The sequence below is a fragment of the Rhodococcus sp. IEGM 1241 genome, from assembly GCF_033142365.1.
GTDB classification, from domain to species: domain Bacteria; phylum Actinomycetota; class Actinomycetes; order Mycobacteriales; family Mycobacteriaceae; genus Rhodococcus_F; species Rhodococcus_F erythropolis.
On the sequence record NZ_JAWLSE010000001.1, the window covers coordinates 1,774,520 to 1,792,900 of the forward strand.

Annotated in this window: 16 protein-coding genes and 1 tRNA gene; 11 read left to right on the forward strand and 6 right to left on the reverse strand. The window is 62.2% G+C overall.

What is annotated here, in order from left to right; genetic code table 11:
- Positions 1-113: 113 nt before the first annotated feature.
- The 3 genes from efeB to efeU are packed head-to-tail and all read right to left on the reverse strand — an operon-like array spanning position 114 to position 3,448.
- Complete coding sequence (gene efeB / locus R4P70_RS08540; protein WP_317830671.1) at positions 114-1,400, reverse strand: iron uptake transporter deferrochelatase/peroxidase subunit; 1,287 nt, start codon at positions 1,398-1,400, stop codon at positions 114-116.
- Positions 1,401-2,531, reverse strand: a complete 1,131-nt coding sequence (efeO, locus tag R4P70_RS08545; RefSeq protein ID WP_019744631.1) for an iron uptake system protein EfeO — start codon at positions 2,529-2,531, stop codon at positions 1,401-1,403.
- 14 nt (positions 2,532-2,545) lie between these two features.
- Positions 2,546-3,448: an iron uptake transporter permease EfeU gene (gene efeU, locus R4P70_RS08550; RefSeq protein WP_021345071.1), complete on the reverse strand. Its 903-nt coding sequence runs from the start codon at positions 3,446-3,448 to the stop codon at positions 2,546-2,548.
- A 140-nt stretch (positions 3,449-3,588) separates the two neighbouring features.
- Here efeU and R4P70_RS08555 point away from each other — a divergent pair, with 140 nt between their 5' ends.
- From R4P70_RS08555 to R4P70_RS08580, 6 genes are all read left to right on the forward strand, one after another.
- Positions 3,589-4,401 carry a lytic transglycosylase domain-containing protein gene (locus R4P70_RS08555; RefSeq protein ID WP_317830672.1) on the forward strand — a complete coding sequence of 271 codons (813 nt, stop codon included), beginning with the start codon at positions 3,589-3,591 and terminating at the stop codon, positions 4,399-4,401.
- A 214-nt stretch (positions 4,402-4,615) separates the two neighbouring features.
- The gene (gene eno, locus R4P70_RS08560; RefSeq protein ID WP_019744628.1) at positions 4,616-5,902 is read left to right on the forward strand and encodes a phosphopyruvate hydratase; all 1,287 of its coding nucleotides are present in this window, start codon (positions 4,616-4,618) and stop codon (positions 5,900-5,902) included.
- Between the two features lie 20 nt (positions 5,903-5,922).
- On the forward strand, positions 5,923-6,654 hold the full coding sequence (locus tag R4P70_RS08565; RefSeq protein ID WP_317830673.1) for an FtsB family cell division protein: 732 nt from the start codon (positions 5,923-5,925) through the stop codon (positions 6,652-6,654).
- Positions 6,651-7,196: a DUF501 domain-containing protein gene (locus R4P70_RS08570; RefSeq protein WP_020908542.1), complete on the forward strand. Its 546-nt coding sequence runs from the start codon at positions 6,651-6,653 to the stop codon at positions 7,194-7,196. Before R4P70_RS08565 ends, R4P70_RS08570 begins: the two co-directional genes overlap by 4 nt.
- Positions 7,193-8,158, forward strand: coding sequence for a Ppx/GppA phosphatase family protein (locus R4P70_RS08575; protein WP_020970277.1), 966 nt, complete (start codon positions 7,193-7,195; stop codon positions 8,156-8,158). Before R4P70_RS08570 ends, R4P70_RS08575 begins: the two co-directional genes overlap by 4 nt.
- 34 nt (positions 8,159-8,192) lie before the next feature.
- Positions 8,193-8,269, forward strand: a tRNA-Leu gene (locus R4P70_RS08580).
- A 95-nt stretch (positions 8,270-8,364) separates the two neighbouring features.
- Here the strand turns inward: R4P70_RS08580 and R4P70_RS08585 are convergent.
- The 3 genes from R4P70_RS08585 to R4P70_RS08595 form a co-directional block, all read right to left on the reverse strand.
- Positions 8,365-9,051: a hypothetical protein gene (locus R4P70_RS08585; protein ID WP_070385465.1), complete on the reverse strand. Its 687-nt coding sequence runs from the start codon at positions 9,049-9,051 to the stop codon at positions 8,365-8,367.
- Between the two features lie 548 nt (positions 9,052-9,599).
- The gene (locus R4P70_RS08590; protein ID WP_029255862.1) at positions 9,600-9,794 is read right to left on the reverse strand and encodes a hypothetical protein; all 195 of its coding nucleotides are present in this window, start codon (positions 9,792-9,794) and stop codon (positions 9,600-9,602) included.
- A gap of 290 nt (positions 9,795-10,084) precedes the next feature.
- Complete coding sequence (locus R4P70_RS08595; protein ID WP_007728823.1) at positions 10,085-10,762, reverse strand: tellurium resistance protein TerA; 678 nt, start codon at positions 10,760-10,762, stop codon at positions 10,085-10,087.
- Positions 10,763-11,059: 297 nt separating this feature from the next.
- Between R4P70_RS08595 and R4P70_RS08600 the strand changes: the two genes are divergently transcribed.
- From R4P70_RS08600 to R4P70_RS08620, 5 genes are all read left to right on the forward strand, one after another.
- On the forward strand, positions 11,060-13,363 hold the full coding sequence (locus R4P70_RS08600; RefSeq protein ID WP_249346597.1) for a putative bifunctional diguanylate cyclase/phosphodiesterase: 2,304 nt from the start codon (positions 11,060-11,062) through the stop codon (positions 13,361-13,363).
- Positions 13,356-15,761: a putative bifunctional diguanylate cyclase/phosphodiesterase gene (locus R4P70_RS08605; protein ID WP_317830674.1), complete on the forward strand. Its 2,406-nt coding sequence runs from the start codon at positions 13,356-13,358 to the stop codon at positions 15,759-15,761. Before R4P70_RS08600 ends, R4P70_RS08605 begins: the two co-directional genes overlap by 8 nt.
- 46 nt (positions 15,762-15,807) lie before the next feature.
- Positions 15,808-16,659, forward strand: coding sequence for an SDR family NAD(P)-dependent oxidoreductase (locus tag R4P70_RS08610; RefSeq protein ID WP_135000444.1), 852 nt, complete (start codon positions 15,808-15,810; stop codon positions 16,657-16,659).
- A gap of 3 nt (positions 16,660-16,662) precedes the next feature.
- On the forward strand, positions 16,663-17,568 hold the full coding sequence (locus R4P70_RS08615) for a TIGR03619 family F420-dependent LLM class oxidoreductase (protein ID WP_042952497.1): 906 nt from the start codon (positions 16,663-16,665) through the stop codon (positions 17,566-17,568).
- A 68-nt stretch (positions 17,569-17,636) separates the two neighbouring features.
- Complete coding sequence (locus R4P70_RS08620; RefSeq protein ID WP_020908534.1) at positions 17,637-18,323, forward strand: nitroreductase; 687 nt, start codon at positions 17,637-17,639, stop codon at positions 18,321-18,323.
- Positions 18,324-18,381 lie beyond the last annotated feature (58 nt).

Genomic DNA, 18,381 nt, shown 5'->3' on the forward strand with positions numbered 1-18,381 from the left:
TCGTATGGGCGAGATATCACCTTCGGGACCATTGATCCCAAGATTGTTATCAGTTCGATATATAGAATTACTCGAAGTTTGGTAGCAAGTATGGTATCGGACCAATTGATCGACTATTCGGGGTTGAACAATGTTTCGCCCCAGTAGTGTCTGTCGGCGAGACCGCCGGGGCAGGCGAAGACGGCAGAACCGACGTGTTGGATGTATTCGTTCAGCGCATCGTGTCGTGAAAGGTTTTGCTGCATCGGAACAAACTGCTCGACCGGATTCCGGCAGTACGCAACGAAGAACAGTCCCGCGTCCAGGTGGCCGAAGCCGTCGGAGCCGTCGGTGAAGTTGTATCCGCGGCGCAAGATCTGAATCCCACCGAGTTCCTCGGCAGAGGCCAGGCGCACGTGTGAATCCTCCGGGATGACGAAGTCGTGGCCCATTTTGGAATCGAGATCAAGTTCGTCGAACTCGTCTTTGCCGCCGAGTGGCGCTCCGCTGCGTTTGGAGCGGCCGATGACAGCTTCCTGTTCCTTGAGTACTGCGCGATCCCACTGCTCGATCAGCATGCGGATTCGTCTGGCGACGAGGAATGAGCCGCCTGCCATCCAGGCCTGATCGTCAGTGGGATCAACCCAGACGTGCTGGGCGAGTGCGTTTGGATCTTCCGCCTTGATGTTGGCTGTTCCGTCCTTGAACCCGAACAGATTTCGTGGTGTCGCCTGCGTCGTCGAGGTCGAGGACGTTCGCCCGAACCCGAGTTGTGACCACTTGACCGACGCGGTCCCGAAAGCGACTCGCGCGAGGTTGCGGATCGCATGGACGGCAACCTGGGGATCGTTGGCGCACGCTTGGATGGCGATGTCGCCCCCGCTGCGATTCGGATCGAGGTTGTCCGCGCGGAAGTGGGGGAGATCCAGCAGGGCAGCAGGTTTCTTGTCTGCGAGCCCGAAACGGTCGTCGAAAAGTGACGGTCCGAATCCGATGGTCAGGGTGAGTTGCGACGGCGCGAGATCGAGTGCCTCACCGGTATCGCTCGGTGGCGCGTACGGACCGTCGCCGGTCGCTCCGTCCTCGGTTGCTTCCTGACCCGCCGTCATTCGTTCGGCCATCGCCGTCCACGTCTGCAGCAGCGTGATCAGTTCGTCGCGCGACTTCGTCGTCACATCGAAAGCGACGAAGTGCATGCGATCCTGGGCCGGCGTCGTGATGCCTGCCTGATGCTCGCCGCGGAATGCCACCACGTCTGCGTGATCGGTGCCGGAATTCTCGTCGGCGGTCACCCGCCCGATGACGGCACCGGCACCGGCCAGGACGGCGCCGGCCCCCACGGCGCCGAACAGTCGGCGCCGTGAGACCGCATGCGGTGCTGCGTTTTCCGCAGCGGGTGTGCCTTCTGGTGAATCAGTCATCTACTGTCCCGCGACTACTTCCTGGACCTGGCTGACCTCGGCGGACAGAGCATCGATTTTACGCGAGAGTTCTTGACGCTGCGCTTCGGTGACGGTGTCGTAGTACACGAATCCGTCGCCGACGCGGAACTGCGCCAGAGCGGCGTCGAGGTCGGCGAAGCGGTCCGCGATGCGCTGGGCGAGCTCGGGATTACGTTCCTGCAGAATCGGGTTCAGTGCCGCGATCGCCGCTTGTGAGCCGTCGACGTTGGCCTGGAAGTCCCACAGGTCGGTGTGCGAGAAGATGTCTTCCTCTCCGGTGATCTTGGAAGTCGAGATCTCGTCGAGCAGTCCTTGGGCGTCACCGGCGATCTTGGTTGGATCGATCGTGTAGTCCTCGGCGTTCACCTGATCGGCAAGATACTGAATGTCTTCGAGCAGTTGATCGGCGACGGCGTTGGTATCCGGCTGAAGTCCGGTGACCCACAAATCCTTCTCGAGGCGGTGGAATCCCGTCCAGACCTGACCGGGCTCCAGATCCGCTTCGCGCAGGTCCAGCTTGGGATCGAGTTCGCCGAAGCTCTCGGCTTCGGGCTCGATGCGCTCGTAGTAGGTACGTGCGATCGGGAACAGTGCCTTCGCCTGGTCGACGTTGCCGGACTGGACGGCGGCGACGAACTGAGCTGCGGTGTCCTGCAATGCGACGATCTGGCTGCGGATGTACCGCCGGTAGCCGTCGGCAGCTTCGGCGAGTTGTCCGCTCTCGTCGGTGGCCGCCTGCGAATCGCCCGTGACGACGAAGTCCTGGCGGATGCCGGTTCCGACCATGCCCGGCTTGCACGCGAGTTGATAGGTCGCAGCCTCGGGGAGAGAGACGATCAGCTGCCGGGTAAGGCCGGGGCCGATGTTCTCGACTTCGCCCATCGCTCGATCACCCTCGGCGAAGACGTAGAACTCGGTGACCTTCGAGCCGTTGTTCGTCACCTGGAACGTCGAACTGCCAGTGGTCCCGGTGGTGGCACTGACGTCACACGAATCGTCGGTGGCCGTGACGACGATGTCGCCGTCGCTCGCCGTCGTCTTCTCGGTGCACGCGGCGAGGGAGAAGGGAAGTACCGCAGCCGTGGCCAGTACGAGGGTGGATTTACGCATGTCGGCAATGCCTCTCAGGATTTTTCGGGAACGTGTGTGTCGTGCGCCGGCGGGGCCGTCGGCTCGGTTGGCTTCGACGGAAGGGGACGCAGGAAGAGCGCTAGGACGACTACGAGGTAGACGACCCACGCGACGGCTTGCAGGACCGTCGGATCCGGGCGGAAGTTGAAGATTCCGGCGAGGACGGTGCCGTACCAGGTCGACGGGTCGTAGCCGGGCGTCAGGTTGAACGCGAGATTCGAACCGCCCGGAAGCACATTTCCGGTCTGTAGAGCGCGAACACCGTACGAGAGGATTCCGGCGGCGACGACGATGAGGAAGATCGCCGTGTACCGGAAGAATGTCGTCAGGTTGAGACGGAGGGCGCCGAAGTACATGGCGACGGTCAAGACGGCGGCCAGGAGAATTCCGAGGAGCAGTCCGACCAACGGCCAGGAGCTGCCTGCGGTGTTCTCGGCGTATCCGACCATGAGCAACGCTGTCTCGACGCCTTCACGACCGACCGCGAAGAACGACAGCGACAAGATGGCGACGGGGCCGGCGATCAACGCCTTCTCCATCCCCGCTTTCAGATCGCCGGAAATGTTCTTCGCGGCCGTGCGCATCCACAGGACCATGATCGTGACGATGACGACGGCGACCAGGGAGGCAACGCCCGCGATGATCTCTGCGGTCAGGCCGTCGACCGTCGACGTTCCGTAGTGGATCGCGAAAAAGATGATCGCCACCATTGCGACGGCGATCGCGACGCCGAGCCACACCCATTTGAGTGCATCCCTGCGCTGAGCTTTCACGAGGTAGGCAGCGAGAATCATCACCACGATGCCCGCTTCGAGGCCTTCGCGCAGACCGATCAGGCCACTACCGAATAACTGGGTGGCAACTGATGGTGTGCTCGCGGCAGCGAGTACCGACACGGGCACGGGCGACTCCTGACTGAGTGAGTGCGACAGCTTCTGCCGAACGTATGAGGCTAGGCCAGCCTTAACTCAGAAGAAGATACTCCACAATCGGTGGTGAACCACGCCCTGACCTGTACTTTTGCTGTTCTTTACCAATGGATTCGGGAGTACTTCGCTCGCATGTGGATGATGGAAGGGTGTACCGAACTCCCGCAGCCCGCAGAAGTCCCCGGCGTCTCTCGAGAGTCGTAGCCGCAGTAGCTGCCGGAACAGCCTTGCTGGGCGCAGGCATCGTGGCGTGTGGATCGAACGAACCGAAAGTAGCCATTCCGGAGGGCATACCCCCAGGTACCGGCTCTCCGACGCCACCGATCGACATCAATGCCCCCGGCCGCAGTGCTGATCAACTCGCCGACTGGGCCGCGGGATTGTCGGACGACATCGGGATCGGGACCACGGCACTCGAGGCGTACGGGTACGCCGCTGCGGTCATGGCCGAGACGCTTCCCAGCTGCGGAATCGGGTGGACGACATTGGCCGGTATCGGCAGCGTCGAGAGCCGACACGGGACCTACGACGGTTCGTCGGTCGATGCGTTCGGCCAGGTCGCCCCGACCATTCGGGGAATCCCTCTGAACGGTGGCCCGGGAGTTGCCGAGATCCCCGACACCGACGGCGGGGCGATGGACGGCGATCCAGTGCACGACCGTGCGATGGGGCCCATGCAGTTCATCCCTGAGACGTGGCTCAAATGGGGAGTCGACGCCAACGGCGACGGCCGGGTGGACCCGGACAACATCGACGACGCTGCCCTCACCGCCGCTCGTTACCTGTGTGCACGCGGGGGAGACCTCACTGCCGCTGCCGGGTGGCAGCAGGCGCTCATGGCGTACAACCTCTCGGGCGACTATCTCGCGCTGGTTCGTGATCGCGCGTCGGCGTATTCAGTCGGGGTACGGCCGGACTGACGGCGATCGATCCGCAGGTCGGGCCCGTGACCGCGCGTCGATAAAGAAGCCTTCGGCCCGTGCGGTTAGGCTGTGTGCTGGCACTACAGAGGTGCTGGCACTGCAGAGGCCCAGCCGCGATCGTGGTCCTCTTTCGACCGGAGGGGTCGGAGCCCAAGTGTCAAGCACGCAGAGCGTGCCCCAATGCGAAGCCCATTCGAAGGAGAACCACACAGTGGCCAGTATTGAGCAGGTCGGAGCTCGCGAGATCCTTGATTCACGTGGCAACCCCACGGTTGAGGTCGAGGTTCTGCTCGAAGACGGAAGTTTCGCCCGGGCTGCGGTGCCGTCCGGTGCTTCCACCGGTGAGCACGAAGCCGTCGAACTGCGCGACGGTGGCGCACGCTACGGCGGAAAGGGCGTCGAGAAGGCCGTGGAGGCTGTGCTCGGCGAGATCGCTCCGGCCATCATCGGCATCGACGCAACCGAGCAGCGCACGGTCGACCAGGCGCTGCTCGACGCAGACGGCACCCCGGACAAGTCGCGTCTGGGCGCAAACGCTCTGCTCGGTGCCTCGCTTGCCGTGGCTCGCGCCGCTGCCGAGTCCTCAGGCCTCGAGCTGTTCCGCTACGTCGGTGGCCCCAACGCTCACGTTCTCCCTGTCCCGATGATGAACATCCTCAACGGTGGCGCGCACGCAGACACCGGTGTCGACGTCCAGGAGTTCATGGTTGCTCCCATCGGCGCACCGAGCTTCAAGGAATCGCTGCGCTGGGGTGCCGAGGTCTACCACTCCCTGAAGTCGGTCCTCAAGGAGAAGGGCCTCTCCACCGGTCTCGGTGACGAAGGCGGATTCGCTCCCGACGTCGCGGGCACCAAGGAAGCACTCGACCTCATCACGATCGCCGTGAACAAGACCGGCCTCAAGCTGGGCACCGACGTCGCGCTCGCTCTCGACGTCGCCGCCACCGAGTTCTACACCGACGGCACCGGCTACAAGTTCGAGGGCAAGAACCGCACCGCGGCCGAGATGGCGGCGTTCTACGCCGAGCTCATCGACGCCTACCCGCTCGTTTCCATCGAGGATCCGCTCGACGAAGACGACTGGGACGGCTGGGTCGCACTCACCGATCAGATCGGCAACAAGGTCCAGCTCGTCGGCGACGACCTCTTCGTCACCAACCCCGAGCGCCTCGAAGAAGGCATCGTCAAGGGTGCGGCAAACGCACTCCTGGTGAAGGTCAACCAGATCGGCACTCTGACCGAGACCCTCGACGCCGTCGATCTCGCTCACCGCAACGGCTACAAGACGATGATGAGCCACCGTTCCGGCGAGACCGAGGACACCACCATCGCCGACCTCGCGGTTGCCGTCGGCAGCGGTCAGATCAAGACCGGTGCTCCGGCCCGCAGCGAGCGCGTTGCCAAGTACAACCAGCTGCTGCGTATCGAGGAGAACCTCGGCGACGCAGCACGTTACGCCGGCGAGGTTGCGTTCCCGCGCTTCGCTTTCGAGGCCTGACGGAAATCTAAGATTCAGTAGTGTCTGCACAGCGCGGTAAGCCACGATCCCCCGGCGGAAGTCCGGGGGGTCGTGGTTCCCGTCGTGGGGACACACCGTCGCGTGCGCGTCGTGACAGTGCTCGACGCCCACGCGCGTCGGAACCGGCATCTTCGGTCGATCCGGCAGCAGTTGATTCCGCTGCGACAGACCCCGCGCAATCGGGGGTCTCCGCCGAGAAAGCGTCGGCGCGTGGGTCGAAGTCGGCCCGGGGGAAGAGCGGAACCAACAAGTTCTGGTCTCGGCTTCCGAAGTCGGACAACACCATTTTCGGCTTGTCCACCAGTCGGGCCGTTGTGCTCGCGATGGTTGTGCTCATGCTGGCGCTGACACTGGCAGTGCCGCTGCGCACGTACATCAGCCAGCGTTCGGATGCCGCGCAGGTGGCGGCCGAACGTCAGGTGCTCGAGGAAGAACTGCGAAAGCTGCAGGGCCAGAACGCGCGCTTCGACGACCCTGCGTACATCGAAGCTCTTGCACGAGAACGCCTTCGGTACGTCAAACCGGGCGAGACCCCGTTTCAGGTTCAGCTTCCCGGCGACTACAAGGAACCCGAGAAGAAGCAGGAAAAGGAAACACCGCTGACAGGTCCGTGGTATCGCGATCTGTGGCAAACGATTTCGGAACCGCCAGTGGTTCCCGAGACGACGACACCGGCCCCGATGCCGTTGGCGCCGATAGAGCCAGAAGAACAAGGAGTACCCACCGGGTGAGCAACACGTCCGAAAATTCCCCACAGGTTTCACAAGCGGATCTCGACGCCGTTGCCGCTCAATTGGGCCGTGAGCCACGCGGAGTGATCGAGATCGCGTACCGCAGCCCGGACGGTCAGCCCGGCGTCGTCAAGACTGCCCCCAAACTTCCGGACGGAACACCGTTCCCGACGTTGTACTACCTCACCGACCCGCGACTGACGGCCGAAGCGAGCCGTCAGGAATCCGCCGGCGTCATGCGTGAAATGACCGAACGCCTGACCCAGGATCCGGAACTTGCCGCGGCCTACCGGCGGGCATACGAGTCGTACCTTGCCGAGCGGGACGCGATCGAATCTCTCGGAACCGACTTTGCCGGTGGCGGGATGCCGGATCGCGTCAAGTGCTTGCACGTGCTGATGGCGCATTCGCTTGCCAAGGGTCCCGGCGTCAATCCGCTCGGTGACGAGTCCGTTGCCTTGGCCGGCCACGGAAAGCTCCGCGGAACTGCAATTCCCGCGGACTGGCCTGGCATCGACGACGCCGACACTGCCGACCGGTGACTCGCCGTGTTGCCGCAGTCGATTGCGGTACCAACTCCATTCGACTGCTGATCGCCGACGTCGGCGCCGACGGCCGTCTGGTGGATGTCCGGCGCGAGATGCGCGTCGTGCGACTGGGTCAAGGTGTTGATGCGACAGGGACATTCGCGCCCGAGGCCATCGAACGCACCCGGGTCGCGCTGGTCGAGTACGCGTCGATGATCGCCGATGCCGGAGCAACCGCCGTTCGGATGGTCGCGACGTCGGCTACTCGCGACGCTGCGAATCGGGAAGACTTCTTCACGATGACGCGGGACGTGCTCGGTGCGGTGATTCCCGGATCCGGAGCGGAGGTGATCACCGGCGACGAAGAGGCGCGACTCTCGTTCGGTGGTGCTGTGGGAGAACTTGATCCGTCCGAGGGCCCCTTTGTGGTAGTCGATCTCGGCGGCGGGTCCACCGAAGTTGTCCTCGGCGACGCGTCGGGCGTCCAGGCTGCGTACTCCACCGACATCGGCTGTGTGCGCGTCACTGAGCGGTGCCTACCGTCGGATCCGCCTACGGCAGAGCAGGTTTCCGAGGCGACGGCTTTTGCGACCGCGAAATTGGCCGAGGCATTCGAGGCCGTGCCCGTCGAGAAGGCTCACACCTGGGTGGGTGTCGCTGGAACCATGACGACGCTGGCCGCGATTGCTCAGGAACTTCCGGAGTACGACGCCGAGAAGGTGCACCTGTCGAGGATTCCGTTCAAGCAACTTTTCGAGGTGTGCGAGCGACTTACCGCCATGCCTCGGGTTGATCGCGCCGCCTTCGGCCCGATGCATCCGGGGCGGGTGGACGTCATCGGCGGCGGAGCGATCATCACCACGGTGCTGGCTCAGACATTCGAAGCCAAAGCCGGGATCACCGAACTGGTTGTCAGCGAACACGACATCCTCGACGGCATCGCGATGTCGATAGCTCAGACCCACCCGATAGTCTGATTCCCGACGCACCCGACCAGTCGGGTGCGTCAAGGCCCCCATAGCCCAATTGGCAGAGGCAACGGACTTAAAATCCGTCAAGTGTCGGTTCGAGTCCGACTGGGGGCACCAAGTAAATCCGCCTGTCCGTGGAATCGAAAAACCCCGCTCGTCCTCATACGGACGGGCGGGGTTTTCCGTGGAGCAACGACTGACCCACCAAGTGGCTACTGGGCCCAGACGGTCGTTCCGGCAGGCGCATTCAGTGTGTTGACGAGGTCGATGCCGGCTACGACAGCCGCGCCGCCGCCACCGAGGATCGTTCCGGCGACACCGCCGATTCCGGCTCCTGTTGCGAGACCACCCAGGCACAGTGCCGCAGCGACGGGGAGTCCGACGATGGTCAAGCCCAGCGGAGCACCGACAGCGCAACCGATTCCGGCACCGACGATGGTGCCGAGCAGGCTGCCGACCTGAGTGCCGAGACCGAGCTGACTCTGGAAGTGCGCAATCGCCCGATCATTTTCCTCGGGCGAAGCTACCGGCGTCCATTCCTTTGCCGCAGGCGCACTCTCGGGTCGAGGTGTTGCCTTCGACGAATCGGTGATCGGTGTCAGCGTGAGGGTCTTACCGTCTTCACTGATCGTGCGATCGAAGGGGAACTGTAGATCCCCGAGGTTGTATGCGAGAGGCAGGGAAACAAGGTCGGCTCCCTTGCTGTCCTGCAAGACGACGGAGTGGCCGTCGCCGGATACCTTGAACAGCCCGGCGTCGATAGTGGTGACGATCGACTTGTCGACGATCTTCGCTTCGTAATTCACGTCGGTCGACGGATCAGCTGATGCGATCCCTGTTGATGCTCCGACTGCAGCGACCGCTAGAGCAGTCACAGCCGCCTTCTTGAAGAAACCCATAGTTCAACCCCGTGTTCGCCTGCGTGTGCTCGCAGAAACTCGACAACTTCGGACATTGGTAAACCCCCGACAAAGCCTTCGTATTAAAGCAGACCGAAGTGACAGAAGGGATAGTTGCGCTCGGGCTGACCGGAAGCGGCCGGTGCAATCGAATTTGCAGTGTGCAGTACCAAGGCATCGAACGTGTGTGCGAAAATGTGGAGATGCGGCTAACCGAGCGATCCCCGGACCGCTGCCCGAACGGACACCCGCTGACGGCCAATACGTGCCTCGTCGGCTGGGAGGTGTGCGGGTGTGCCTCGACCGAGAATGGCGGGCATCGGACCCATTACTGCAGGCGCTGCGGTGAAACTGTCCGGACGCCAGAGTGCGTTGGCGTGGATCCGCAGAAAAGTCGATGGAGTTGAAGGGGTGCCCTGCCTGCTTGGGTGGGGCAACCAGGCAGGGCAGTGGTTGGCCGTCCCTCTCAATACCGACCTACGGCGAACCATTGGCGTTGAAGGTACCCACAGTTCGTGACGCGCGCCACTTACGTACCAGTACCTTCGTTAGCCGAGGTCAGTGGTGGCGACGACGGAAGTCACCGACGTCCCCGCGGGGACGTGGTTCATGGAGAAATCGCGGTCCCGGTCAGGGTTGACGACGCTTGCCAGCAGGAGCATGGCGGCGACAAAGAGAACTCCCGCGGTGAGGTAGGCGATTCTCACGGGCAGGCGCGGGCGTCGGTCTGAATTCGTGGACATTCACGTTCTCCATCGGTACATGTTGGACGAACGCTTAGTTTAATGATCAACTAATAAAAGGGGTCCGAACAGTGACGCAAGATACGAAAAGACCCTCGATCTCGGGGGAAATCGAGGGCCTTTCCGGTCGAACGTCGGTGTCGCCAAGCACATAGCGTCACCGACCCACTATCGGTGTCGAGCGTGACCCCTCATGTCCGACCCCACTTCTCGACACTATCCAGTAATTTGCGACATTGTGGACGATTCAGACATTGTCATTCGGATGGGGGACACCCCGCCCGCGACACCTACTTTCGTCCAGCCGCCCATTTCATTCCCCAGTTGTAGGCCCGATCGAGATCTGACTGACTGCCGTTGATGTACTGAACTTCGCGGGTCACCGTCACGCCCTGACCTGAACTCTGGATGAGAGCGATTGCGCACAACCGCTCCTGGTTGCTGGCCGAATCGAGCCGCACTTCCACCTCGGGGCCGTTGGTGGGATACAGGGTGACGACGCCGTCCACGGCCGCCCAGTTGGGGGCGCCGTCGTAAATCATCGCGAAGATCAGGATTCGCCGGAAAGCGCTTGGGTCACCGAGATTGACGTGCATGTTCTCGCCGCCGGTGTTCGCACCACTTCGGTCGTCGCCGTCGAGGGAGATGTAGGGCGGAGAAGTCAGTGAACCGAAACTGTTGCCCAAGGCCTGAACTACTCCCTTGGACCCGTCGGCAAGTTCGTACAGGCATCCGAGGTCCAGGTCGACCGCGCCAGAACCTGCGCCGGCGAGTTTGGCGAGGAAACCGGTCTTCTTCGGTGGTGCTCCCTGCGACCAGTTGAGGTTCACACGCATATTGCCTTGTCGTTCACCCGCCTTCGCGAGGTTGACCGTCGGTGCCGATTTGGTGAGCGTGATCTTGCTCAGGCTGACCGGTGCTTGCGACGGAGTGGACTCGCCGGAACGTCGGGTGTAGTCGATTGCCATCGTGATTGTCCTTGTCTGAACTCGAATGAGTCCGATCGTGTTACCCGTCGAGGAATCTCCACCGACGTGATCGGCGATCTCCGGCCATTGTCCCTCATGTCTGATTTCAACCCATCCGCATCAAACTTGCCGCACCAACTACCGGCAGACCAGTAGTTTGCTGATTACTGTGTCTGTGGGCAGACCTGACTCCGAAATAGGTCGGACGTACTGGTTGGCAGCGCAGTGCTTAATTACGAGAGAATTGCTGAGTCGGACGTCCGATTCGAATTGAGTCGTGGGAGCGGGAGGTAAGTGATGTCGGTCCTGTCTCTTCTGCAACCCCACCAGAGAGAAAGATTGACGCCCGCGCAGCGCGATGACGTCACTCGTGAGCAGATAGCCGTCACCTTCGGCGTGCTGCCGTGGGCCGCTGCTGTCCACCTAGTCGTCACACTCGGGCTGACGTTGTATGTGATTCCGCCGGACAGCGGACCGTTGCCGCGCCTGTGGCCATTCCTGTCCGGAGTGATCGGGCTGGTGGGGATGTGCGTCGGTCTCGCCATTCATTTCAACCTGATCGCACCCACGTACCGGATGTCCTACGCGTTTCTCATCGTCGAATTTGCTGTAGTCGGGATCCTGTATTCCTCGCTCGCCCTGGTCCTGTATCCGATCCTGGACGATTCCGGCGATCTGATCCTCACGGCGGCGTCCGCGTCTATCACCGGCGCCGGAGCCGTGGCTACCGCGATGTTGCGGATCGTCGGACTCACCTGGGTCCTGTCGAATCTCGTGATTTTGGGCGTGGCGTTCTGGCTCCAACCGGGGCCCGAGTTCGAACGAATTCTCATCGGATTGATCGTGTACGGAGCAGCTCTGATCGGCGGCACGATAGTGGTCTCGGGCAACCTGGAATCTCGCTACCGAGCCGAGCTGCGCGCAGCATCGGAACGATCGGTTGTGCAGATGCTGCTCGAAGACTTCGAAGGCAACGCCGGGGACTTCGTGTGGGAGACGGACCAGAAAGGCAAATTCAACCGAATCCCGACGCGGCTCGCATCCGAAGCGGGGCTGGACTCCGCCGAGTTGCAGGGAACGGCGTGGCAAGACCTGTTCATGGAGCTGGGCACTCTACGGATCCCCGGCGGAATCGATGCGCTCATGGAGTTGCAGAAAGCCCGCCACACGAAGACCGCATTCGTCGACGTGCTCGTTCCGGTCCGAGTGCACGGTGAAATCCGGTGGTGGCAGATCTCCGGACGCCCGCGCCCCGGCCGCACACCTGACGAGTTCGTCTGGCGAGGAGTCGGTTCCGACGTCACGGAAGTGAAACTGCAGAGTGACGAGATCGTGCGGATGGGTCGCGTGGACGCACTGACCGGCATGCCGAACCGGCACAGCTTCTGGACCGAGCTCGAGCGACTGCTGCGTGATCCGTACACAAGCGAAAGTGGTCTCGCGTTGGCGATGCTCGACCTCGACAACTTCAAATCGGTCAACGACACACTGGGTCACACCGTTGGCGACGCGGTTCTGCGAGAGGTCGCGGATCGCCTGTCCGAAGCCGGCGGAATGTCACAGTTGTTCGCACGTCTGGGTGGAGACGAGTTCGCGATTCTTTTCACCGACATGGGTGACAGTTCGCAAGTTCGTACTCTGCTCGGCCGCTACATCGAAACTCTGCATGAGCCGATCACAGTGGCCGGCACGCGGTTGGAGATCGGATGCAGCATCGGGTACTACCTCCCCGCCGAACTGCCGTCCTCCGCCGACGAAATGATGGGCGCTGCGGACCTCGCATTGTTCGCGGCAAAGGAATCTGGGCGCGGGGCCGTGCGTGAATATCGAGACTCGATGAAGTCCGTGGCCGATCGGCGGGCCCGCCTGCTCGAAGATCTGGGAAACACCGTCGCGGAGAAGGACCTCGAACTCGAGCTGCTGCCCAGGATCGACGTGCTCTCCCGCGAGATCGTGGCCGTGGAGGTCCGCGTGGTCTGGCACAACGCCCGCCTCGGAGCTGTGACGTCCGCCGAATTCATGAGCGTGGCAGACGACACCGGTTTGGCTTATTCACTAGGAACGACAGTCTTCGAGTTGGCGTGCGAGGCGGCGTCGCGTCTTCCTGATCACCTGCGGGTAGCCGTCGCGGTATCGACGCGTCAGCTCGAATCGGAGGCGTTCATCGAGGCGGTCGGCGACTCGCTTCGTCGATCAGATGCCAGGGCAGGGCAGTTCGAGCTCCAACTCGACGAGTCCTCTGTCATTACCGACCAGTCCAGAGCCGCGTTGCATGCCATCGCGGAGATGGGAGTATCGCTGACGGTCGACGAGTTCGGAGCCGGATTCTCCTCCCTTGCATCACTGTCCGGCCTTCCGTTCACGCGAGTGCGCATCGAACGCTCCATTTCCGGTGCGGCGCCCGGCGGGCGGCCGATCCTCGAAGCGCTCGTGGATCTGGTCGACGCACTGGGAATGGAGGTCGTTGTCTCGGGGGTGGACAGCGAGGAGCAACTGAAGGCCGTTGCGGCTGCGGGGGTGCGGACGGTGCAGGGGCGTGCTGCCGGCGAAGTCATGTCTGTCCAGGCAGTGGCGCTGGCGACAGCAGGCCGACGTGGATGACCCGGCGGTGGTACGCAGACGTCGAGTCGTAACCACCGTGCGCAGGCTCGGTCGACGAGGTTCTGACGACCACCTTTCGGATTACGATCGTCACCGACTTCTCAACCGACGCCTGGAGTTCACGTCGCGAGTACTGCCGTGGGCCTTCCTGATCGCTGCTATCGCGCTTTCGACGATCGTGGTGCTTCTGCCGGCAGATACCGGGATGTTCCGCTGGGTATGGCCGAGCGTCGTGGCCGTGTCGAGCATCGCGTTCAGCCTCTATTGGCTGGGGCGCTCGCGGCTGGGGGTTTCGGAGTCGCAGACCACCGAATTGGTTGTACTCACAACCCAGGTCGTCGTGTGGGGGGTCTTGCTCGCGTGCCTGGCGCTGGTGCTGTTCCCGATCCTGGATCCTGGTAACGAATTGGTGCTGACCTCGACATTGATGGGAGGCATCGCAGTCGGCGTTTTCCCGACATTGATGTTTCGCGGATTCACGCTGATATGGATCGGACTGGTTGGGCTTGGGTTGGCGGGGGGATTCTGGACCGAGCCGGAACCCTCGCGCTATGTACTGATCGGGGTGCTGGTCATCTTCGTAGGCTCGCTCTACAGCGGAACTTTGCTGTTGGCCAACCTCTTCGAGAGACGGCTACGCGCCGAACTCGTAGCCGAGGACGAACGAGATCTCGTCGAATTGTTGCTCAACGATCTCGAAGACGGAGCGCAGGATTGGCTCTGGGAAACCGATTCGCGCGGTATCGCCAGTACCGTGTCGTATCGATTTGCCGAGCAGGTCGGTTTACCGGCAGCGCAGATTCGGGGCCGCACCATGCACGAGATCCTGATCGGGATCGGCGCATCTCGAACAGAGGCGGGCAGGAAGTCCCTTGATCTTCTCACCGCGAATTTTCAAGCCGGGACGGCGTTTCGGGACCTCACCATGCAAGTTGTCGTACGGGGCGATACTCGCTGGTGGTCGATGTCAGGTCACCCCGCCAGCGGCGACGGGGCGGACTACGGGTGGCGCGGTGTCGGATCCGATATCACGCACTCTTATCACCAGCGTCAAAATATATTGCGACTGGCGGAAGTCGATTCTCTGACCGGGCTCAAGAATCGGTACAGCTTCAACTCTCAGCTCTCGTCGAGGCTTCGGGACGGACGCAGAGTGTGGTTGGCGATTCTGGACCTGGACAACTTCAAGTCGATCAACGACCGGTTGGGACACCACGTCGGAGACGACGTGCTTCGCGATGTTGCGAGCAGGCTGCACAGCGTTCTGCGATCGAACGAGATCTGTGGGCGACTGGGGGGTGACGAGTTTGCCATCGCCTTCGACGACTCCGCCTTCGACGACTCCGCCTTCGACGACATCGCGAGTGCAGATGAGGTTGAGGAACGATTCCAAACGATTCTCGACTCATTCGAACGACCATTTTCACTGGTCGGCAACCAGATTCGCATTCGTGCCAGTCTGGGGTACGGCTCGATGCCCGACGACGCCGACAGCCTCGAAGACCTGGTGATTGTTGCGGACCTCGCGCTCTACCACGCAAAGGAGAGCGGTCGGAACCAGATTCGCGCCTTCGATGCGACTTTGCGGGATCGTGCGACAGGTCGGGCCAGAGCACTGTTGGATCTTCGTCGTGCGTTGATCGACGAAGAGTTCGAGTTGGTCTATCAACCGCAGGTTTCAGCCGCGACGGGAGTTGTTGTCGGGTTCGAGGCTCTGCTGCGGTGGAACCATCCGACTTCAGGTCTCGTCTCGCCGGGAGACTTCATTTCGGTCGCCGAGGAAACCGGCTTGATCGTGCCGATCGGTGCAGGTGTTTTGCGGGCTGCCTGCACGGCAGCGACAACGTGGCCGGAGGACATTCGGGTTGCCGTCAATGTTTCTCAGGTGCAACTGCGTTCGAGTCGATACGTCGAATCGGTACGCCAGACACTGAACGAGGTGAACCTCCACCCCAGCCGACTCGAGATCGAGGTGACCGAATCGCTGGTCATCGACGATGCCGACCGAGATGTGTTGGTACAGCTCTCGGCGCTCGGAATCGCGATTGCGATGGACGACTTCGGTACAGGGTTCTCCTCGGTTGCCAGCTTGGCCCGACTGCCGCTCGATCGGTTGAAGATCGATCGGGCGTTCGTCGCACCGCTGGACGCGGATCCCTCGAATTCGAGGTTCGCTGTCCTGCGAGCCGTCATCGCGATTGCCAAATCTCTCGGGCTGGACACCGTTGCCGAGGGCGTGGAGACGGAGAGGCAGCGCGCGATAGTGACGGAGTGCGGATGTGACGTGATCCAGGGGTACCTGGAGGGAATGCCGATACGGGCAGCCGAGATTCCGGACTATTTGAATGAGCGACCAGGCGGTCCGAGCAGGCTGGGTGTCGCGGCTACCACTGAGTGAGAACTTTGCGCCCGTTTTGCCGATCGATGTGTGACGGTACGCCGAAGTGATTCACATCGAACTGCAGAAGGGTGTCTTCGTGGTGGTCGGATCGGCGTACTTCCCAGGGCCGATGTTGGTGGGTAAGAAGGCAGTGGTCACAGGCGGTTCCCAGGGAATCGGCGCAGCGATCGTTCGAGCATTTGCCTCGCATGGCGCGTCAGTTCTGGTTGTGGACATGGCACCGCTGGGCGAGGTCGAATTCGACTCAGCTGCAGGTGGTTCGATCAACCATCTCGAGTACGACGTGCGTGCGCAGGAGGTCCCCGTCGCGTTGACCGAGTTCGCGCCGGACGTTCTGGTGAACAATGTGGGTCATTTCCTGAACCCGCCGACAGCGTTCACCGGTACGGATCCAGGATTCTGGTCCGAGGCGGGCAACATCAATTTCGATCACGTCGTGCGCCTGACCCATGCCCTGCTTCCCGGCATGATCGATCGCGGAGCCGGTGGATCGATCGTGAACCTGACGACGGTGGAGGCGCATCGAGCGATCCCGGGCCACACCATGTACTCGGCATACAAGGCTGCGCTGACGCAGTTCACCAGAAGTCTTGGTGTGGAAATCGGTCGAACCGGAGTGCGCGTCAACGCCATTGCCCCCGACTTGATCGAGTCGGTACAGGTGCCGTATCGCAGGATCGTCTCTGCCGATGACTGGGACAAGTGGCCGGGGTGGGCACCGCTGGGTGGACCGGGCCAGCCGGTCGACATTGCCGGCCCCGCGCTGTTCCTGGCTTCAGACCTGGCGAGATACATCACCGGAACCGTCATCCACGTCGACGGCGGCTCGCACGCTGCCGGAGGCTGGTTCCCCACCGAAGAAGGCGGCTGGACCAACCGGCCCCGAAAGGCTTGACACATGACAACTTTCAGTCTGAACGTTCCTAATTTCGGCACCACTCTCGCGGAGAACTCCTACGGGAAACTCGTGCAGGTCTGTCAGAGCGCGGAAGCTGCCGGCTTCGACCGGGTCCTCGTCACCGATCATGTGGTGATGGGCTCGGACAACTCGGCATATACGTGGTCGGCGTTCCCCACCGAGCCTGACGCCAACTGGCTCGAACCGCTGACCGTCCTGGCTTTTGTTGCCGGACAGACGAAGACAATTCGCTTGGGGACCGGAATCGTCATCGCGGCGCTTCGCGGGGGAGCGGTACTTGCCAAGACTGCCGCGACACTCGATCTGCTGTCCGGTGGCCGCCTCGACCTTGGCGTCGGAACCGGTTGGCAGCAACGCGAATACGACGCGGTCGGTATGGACTTCGGTAAACGAGGACCGTTGCTCGACGACGCTCTCGCTGTGTGCCGGGCCCTGTGGAGTTCGGCGCCGGCGAGCATCGACACTCCTCGTCTGAAGTTCGACGACGTGTATTGCGCGCCCCGTCCAGCCGCTGGAATCCCGATCTGGGTATCCGGTTCGCTCTCCAAAGCCGTCGTACGACGCGTCGCAACCTGGGGTGACGGGTGGATTCCGATCATGGGCGCCGCGGACGACGACCTACGTGAAGGGATCGATGTCATCCGGAAGGCCATGGCGGATCTCGGACGCGATCCAGCGGAATTGCAGGTCCGTGGGCGACTGACCGTTGTTCGCGGGGCTGACGGTTCGATCGATCTCCCGGCGACGATGATCGGTGCCGAACAGCTGCTCGAATCCGGTGCTACCGATGTGCTGGTCGCGCTGGCAGCTGTTGATCCGGATCCGGACACGGCGATGTCGGAGTTCGGCGAGCTGGTGTCGGCCTTCGCAAAGGTGACCCGATGACTATTGCGTTGAAGCGATAGTTCTATCGTGCGAAGTGTTGTAGTGCAGCCTGATCGAGGAGAGAACACATGACCGAGAGCATCGTCGTGGATACGAGCCTGGAAGGGTTGCTCGATGCCCGGATCAGCTGCCGCGCGTACGAGGACCGTCAGGTGCCACGTGAGGTGATCGAGGAGATCCTTCGGCTGGCGCAGAAGACGCCCTCGTGGTGCAACACGCAACCGTGGCAGGTTGCGATCACCGAAGGAGAGGGCACCGAACGATTCCGCGCCGGCCTCGGTGAGTACGTGATGGCCAACGCCCAGGAGTCGGACTTCGAGTTCCCCCGCGAGTACCAGGGCATCTACAAGTCGCGTCGGTTCGACTGTGCGATGGCGCTTTATTCGAGCGTCGGAATCGAGCACGGTGACCGCGCCGGTTCCGCGGCACAGACGATGAAGAACTTCGAGCTCTTCGGCGCTCCCCACGTCGCGATCATCACCACCGACGAGGCATTGGGCACCTACGGCGCCGTCGACTGTGGGTTGTACGTGAACAGCTTCCTGCTCGCGGCCCAGAGCCTGGGGGTGGCCACCATTCCGCAGGCGGCGCTCGCGGGTAGCTCCAAGTTCATTCACGAGCACTTCGGCATCGACGACACTCGCAAGGTCGTGTGCGCGATCTCGTTCGGATACCCAGATACCGACCACCCGGTGAACGGATTCCGCACCGAACGCGAAACCGTCGACAACGTCGTGCAGTGGATGTCGAACTGATGGGGATGTCGAACTGATGTGGATGTCGAACTGATCACCTGCACTTCCAGGGATTGAG

Excerpts from the sequence above, each read along its gene's own strand:
- R4P70_RS08555 (WP_317830672.1), top strand. The coding sequence starts at position 3,589 with ATGGATTCGGGAGTACTTCGCTCGCATGTGGATGATGGAAGGGTGTAC.
- R4P70_RS08585 (WP_070385465.1), bottom strand. The coding sequence starts at position 9,051 with ATGGGTTTCTTCAAGAAGGCGGCTGTGACTGCTCTAGCGGTCGCTGCA.
- R4P70_RS08615 (WP_042952497.1), top strand. The coding sequence starts at position 16,663 with ATGACAACTTTCAGTCTGAACGTTCCTAATTTCGGCACCACTCTCGCG.
- efeO (WP_019744631.1), bottom strand. The coding sequence starts at position 2,531 with ATGCGTAAATCCACCCTCGTACTGGCCACGGCTGCGGTACTTCCCTTC.
- R4P70_RS08590 (WP_029255862.1), bottom strand. The coding sequence starts at position 9,794 with ATGTCCACGAATTCAGACCGACGCCCGCGCCTGCCCGTGAGAATCGCC.
- efeB (WP_317830671.1), bottom strand. The coding sequence starts at position 1,400 with ATGACTGATTCACCAGAAGGCACACCCGCTGCGGAAAACGCAGCACCG.
- R4P70_RS08595 (WP_007728823.1), bottom strand. The coding sequence starts at position 10,762 with ATGGCAATCGACTACACCCGACGTTCCGGCGAGTCCACTCCGTCGCAA.
- R4P70_RS08600 (WP_249346597.1), top strand. The coding sequence starts at position 11,060 with ATGTCGGTCCTGTCTCTTCTGCAACCCCACCAGAGAGAAAGATTGACG.
- R4P70_RS08620 (WP_020908534.1), top strand. The coding sequence starts at position 17,637 with ATGACCGAGAGCATCGTCGTGGATACGAGCCTGGAAGGGTTGCTCGAT.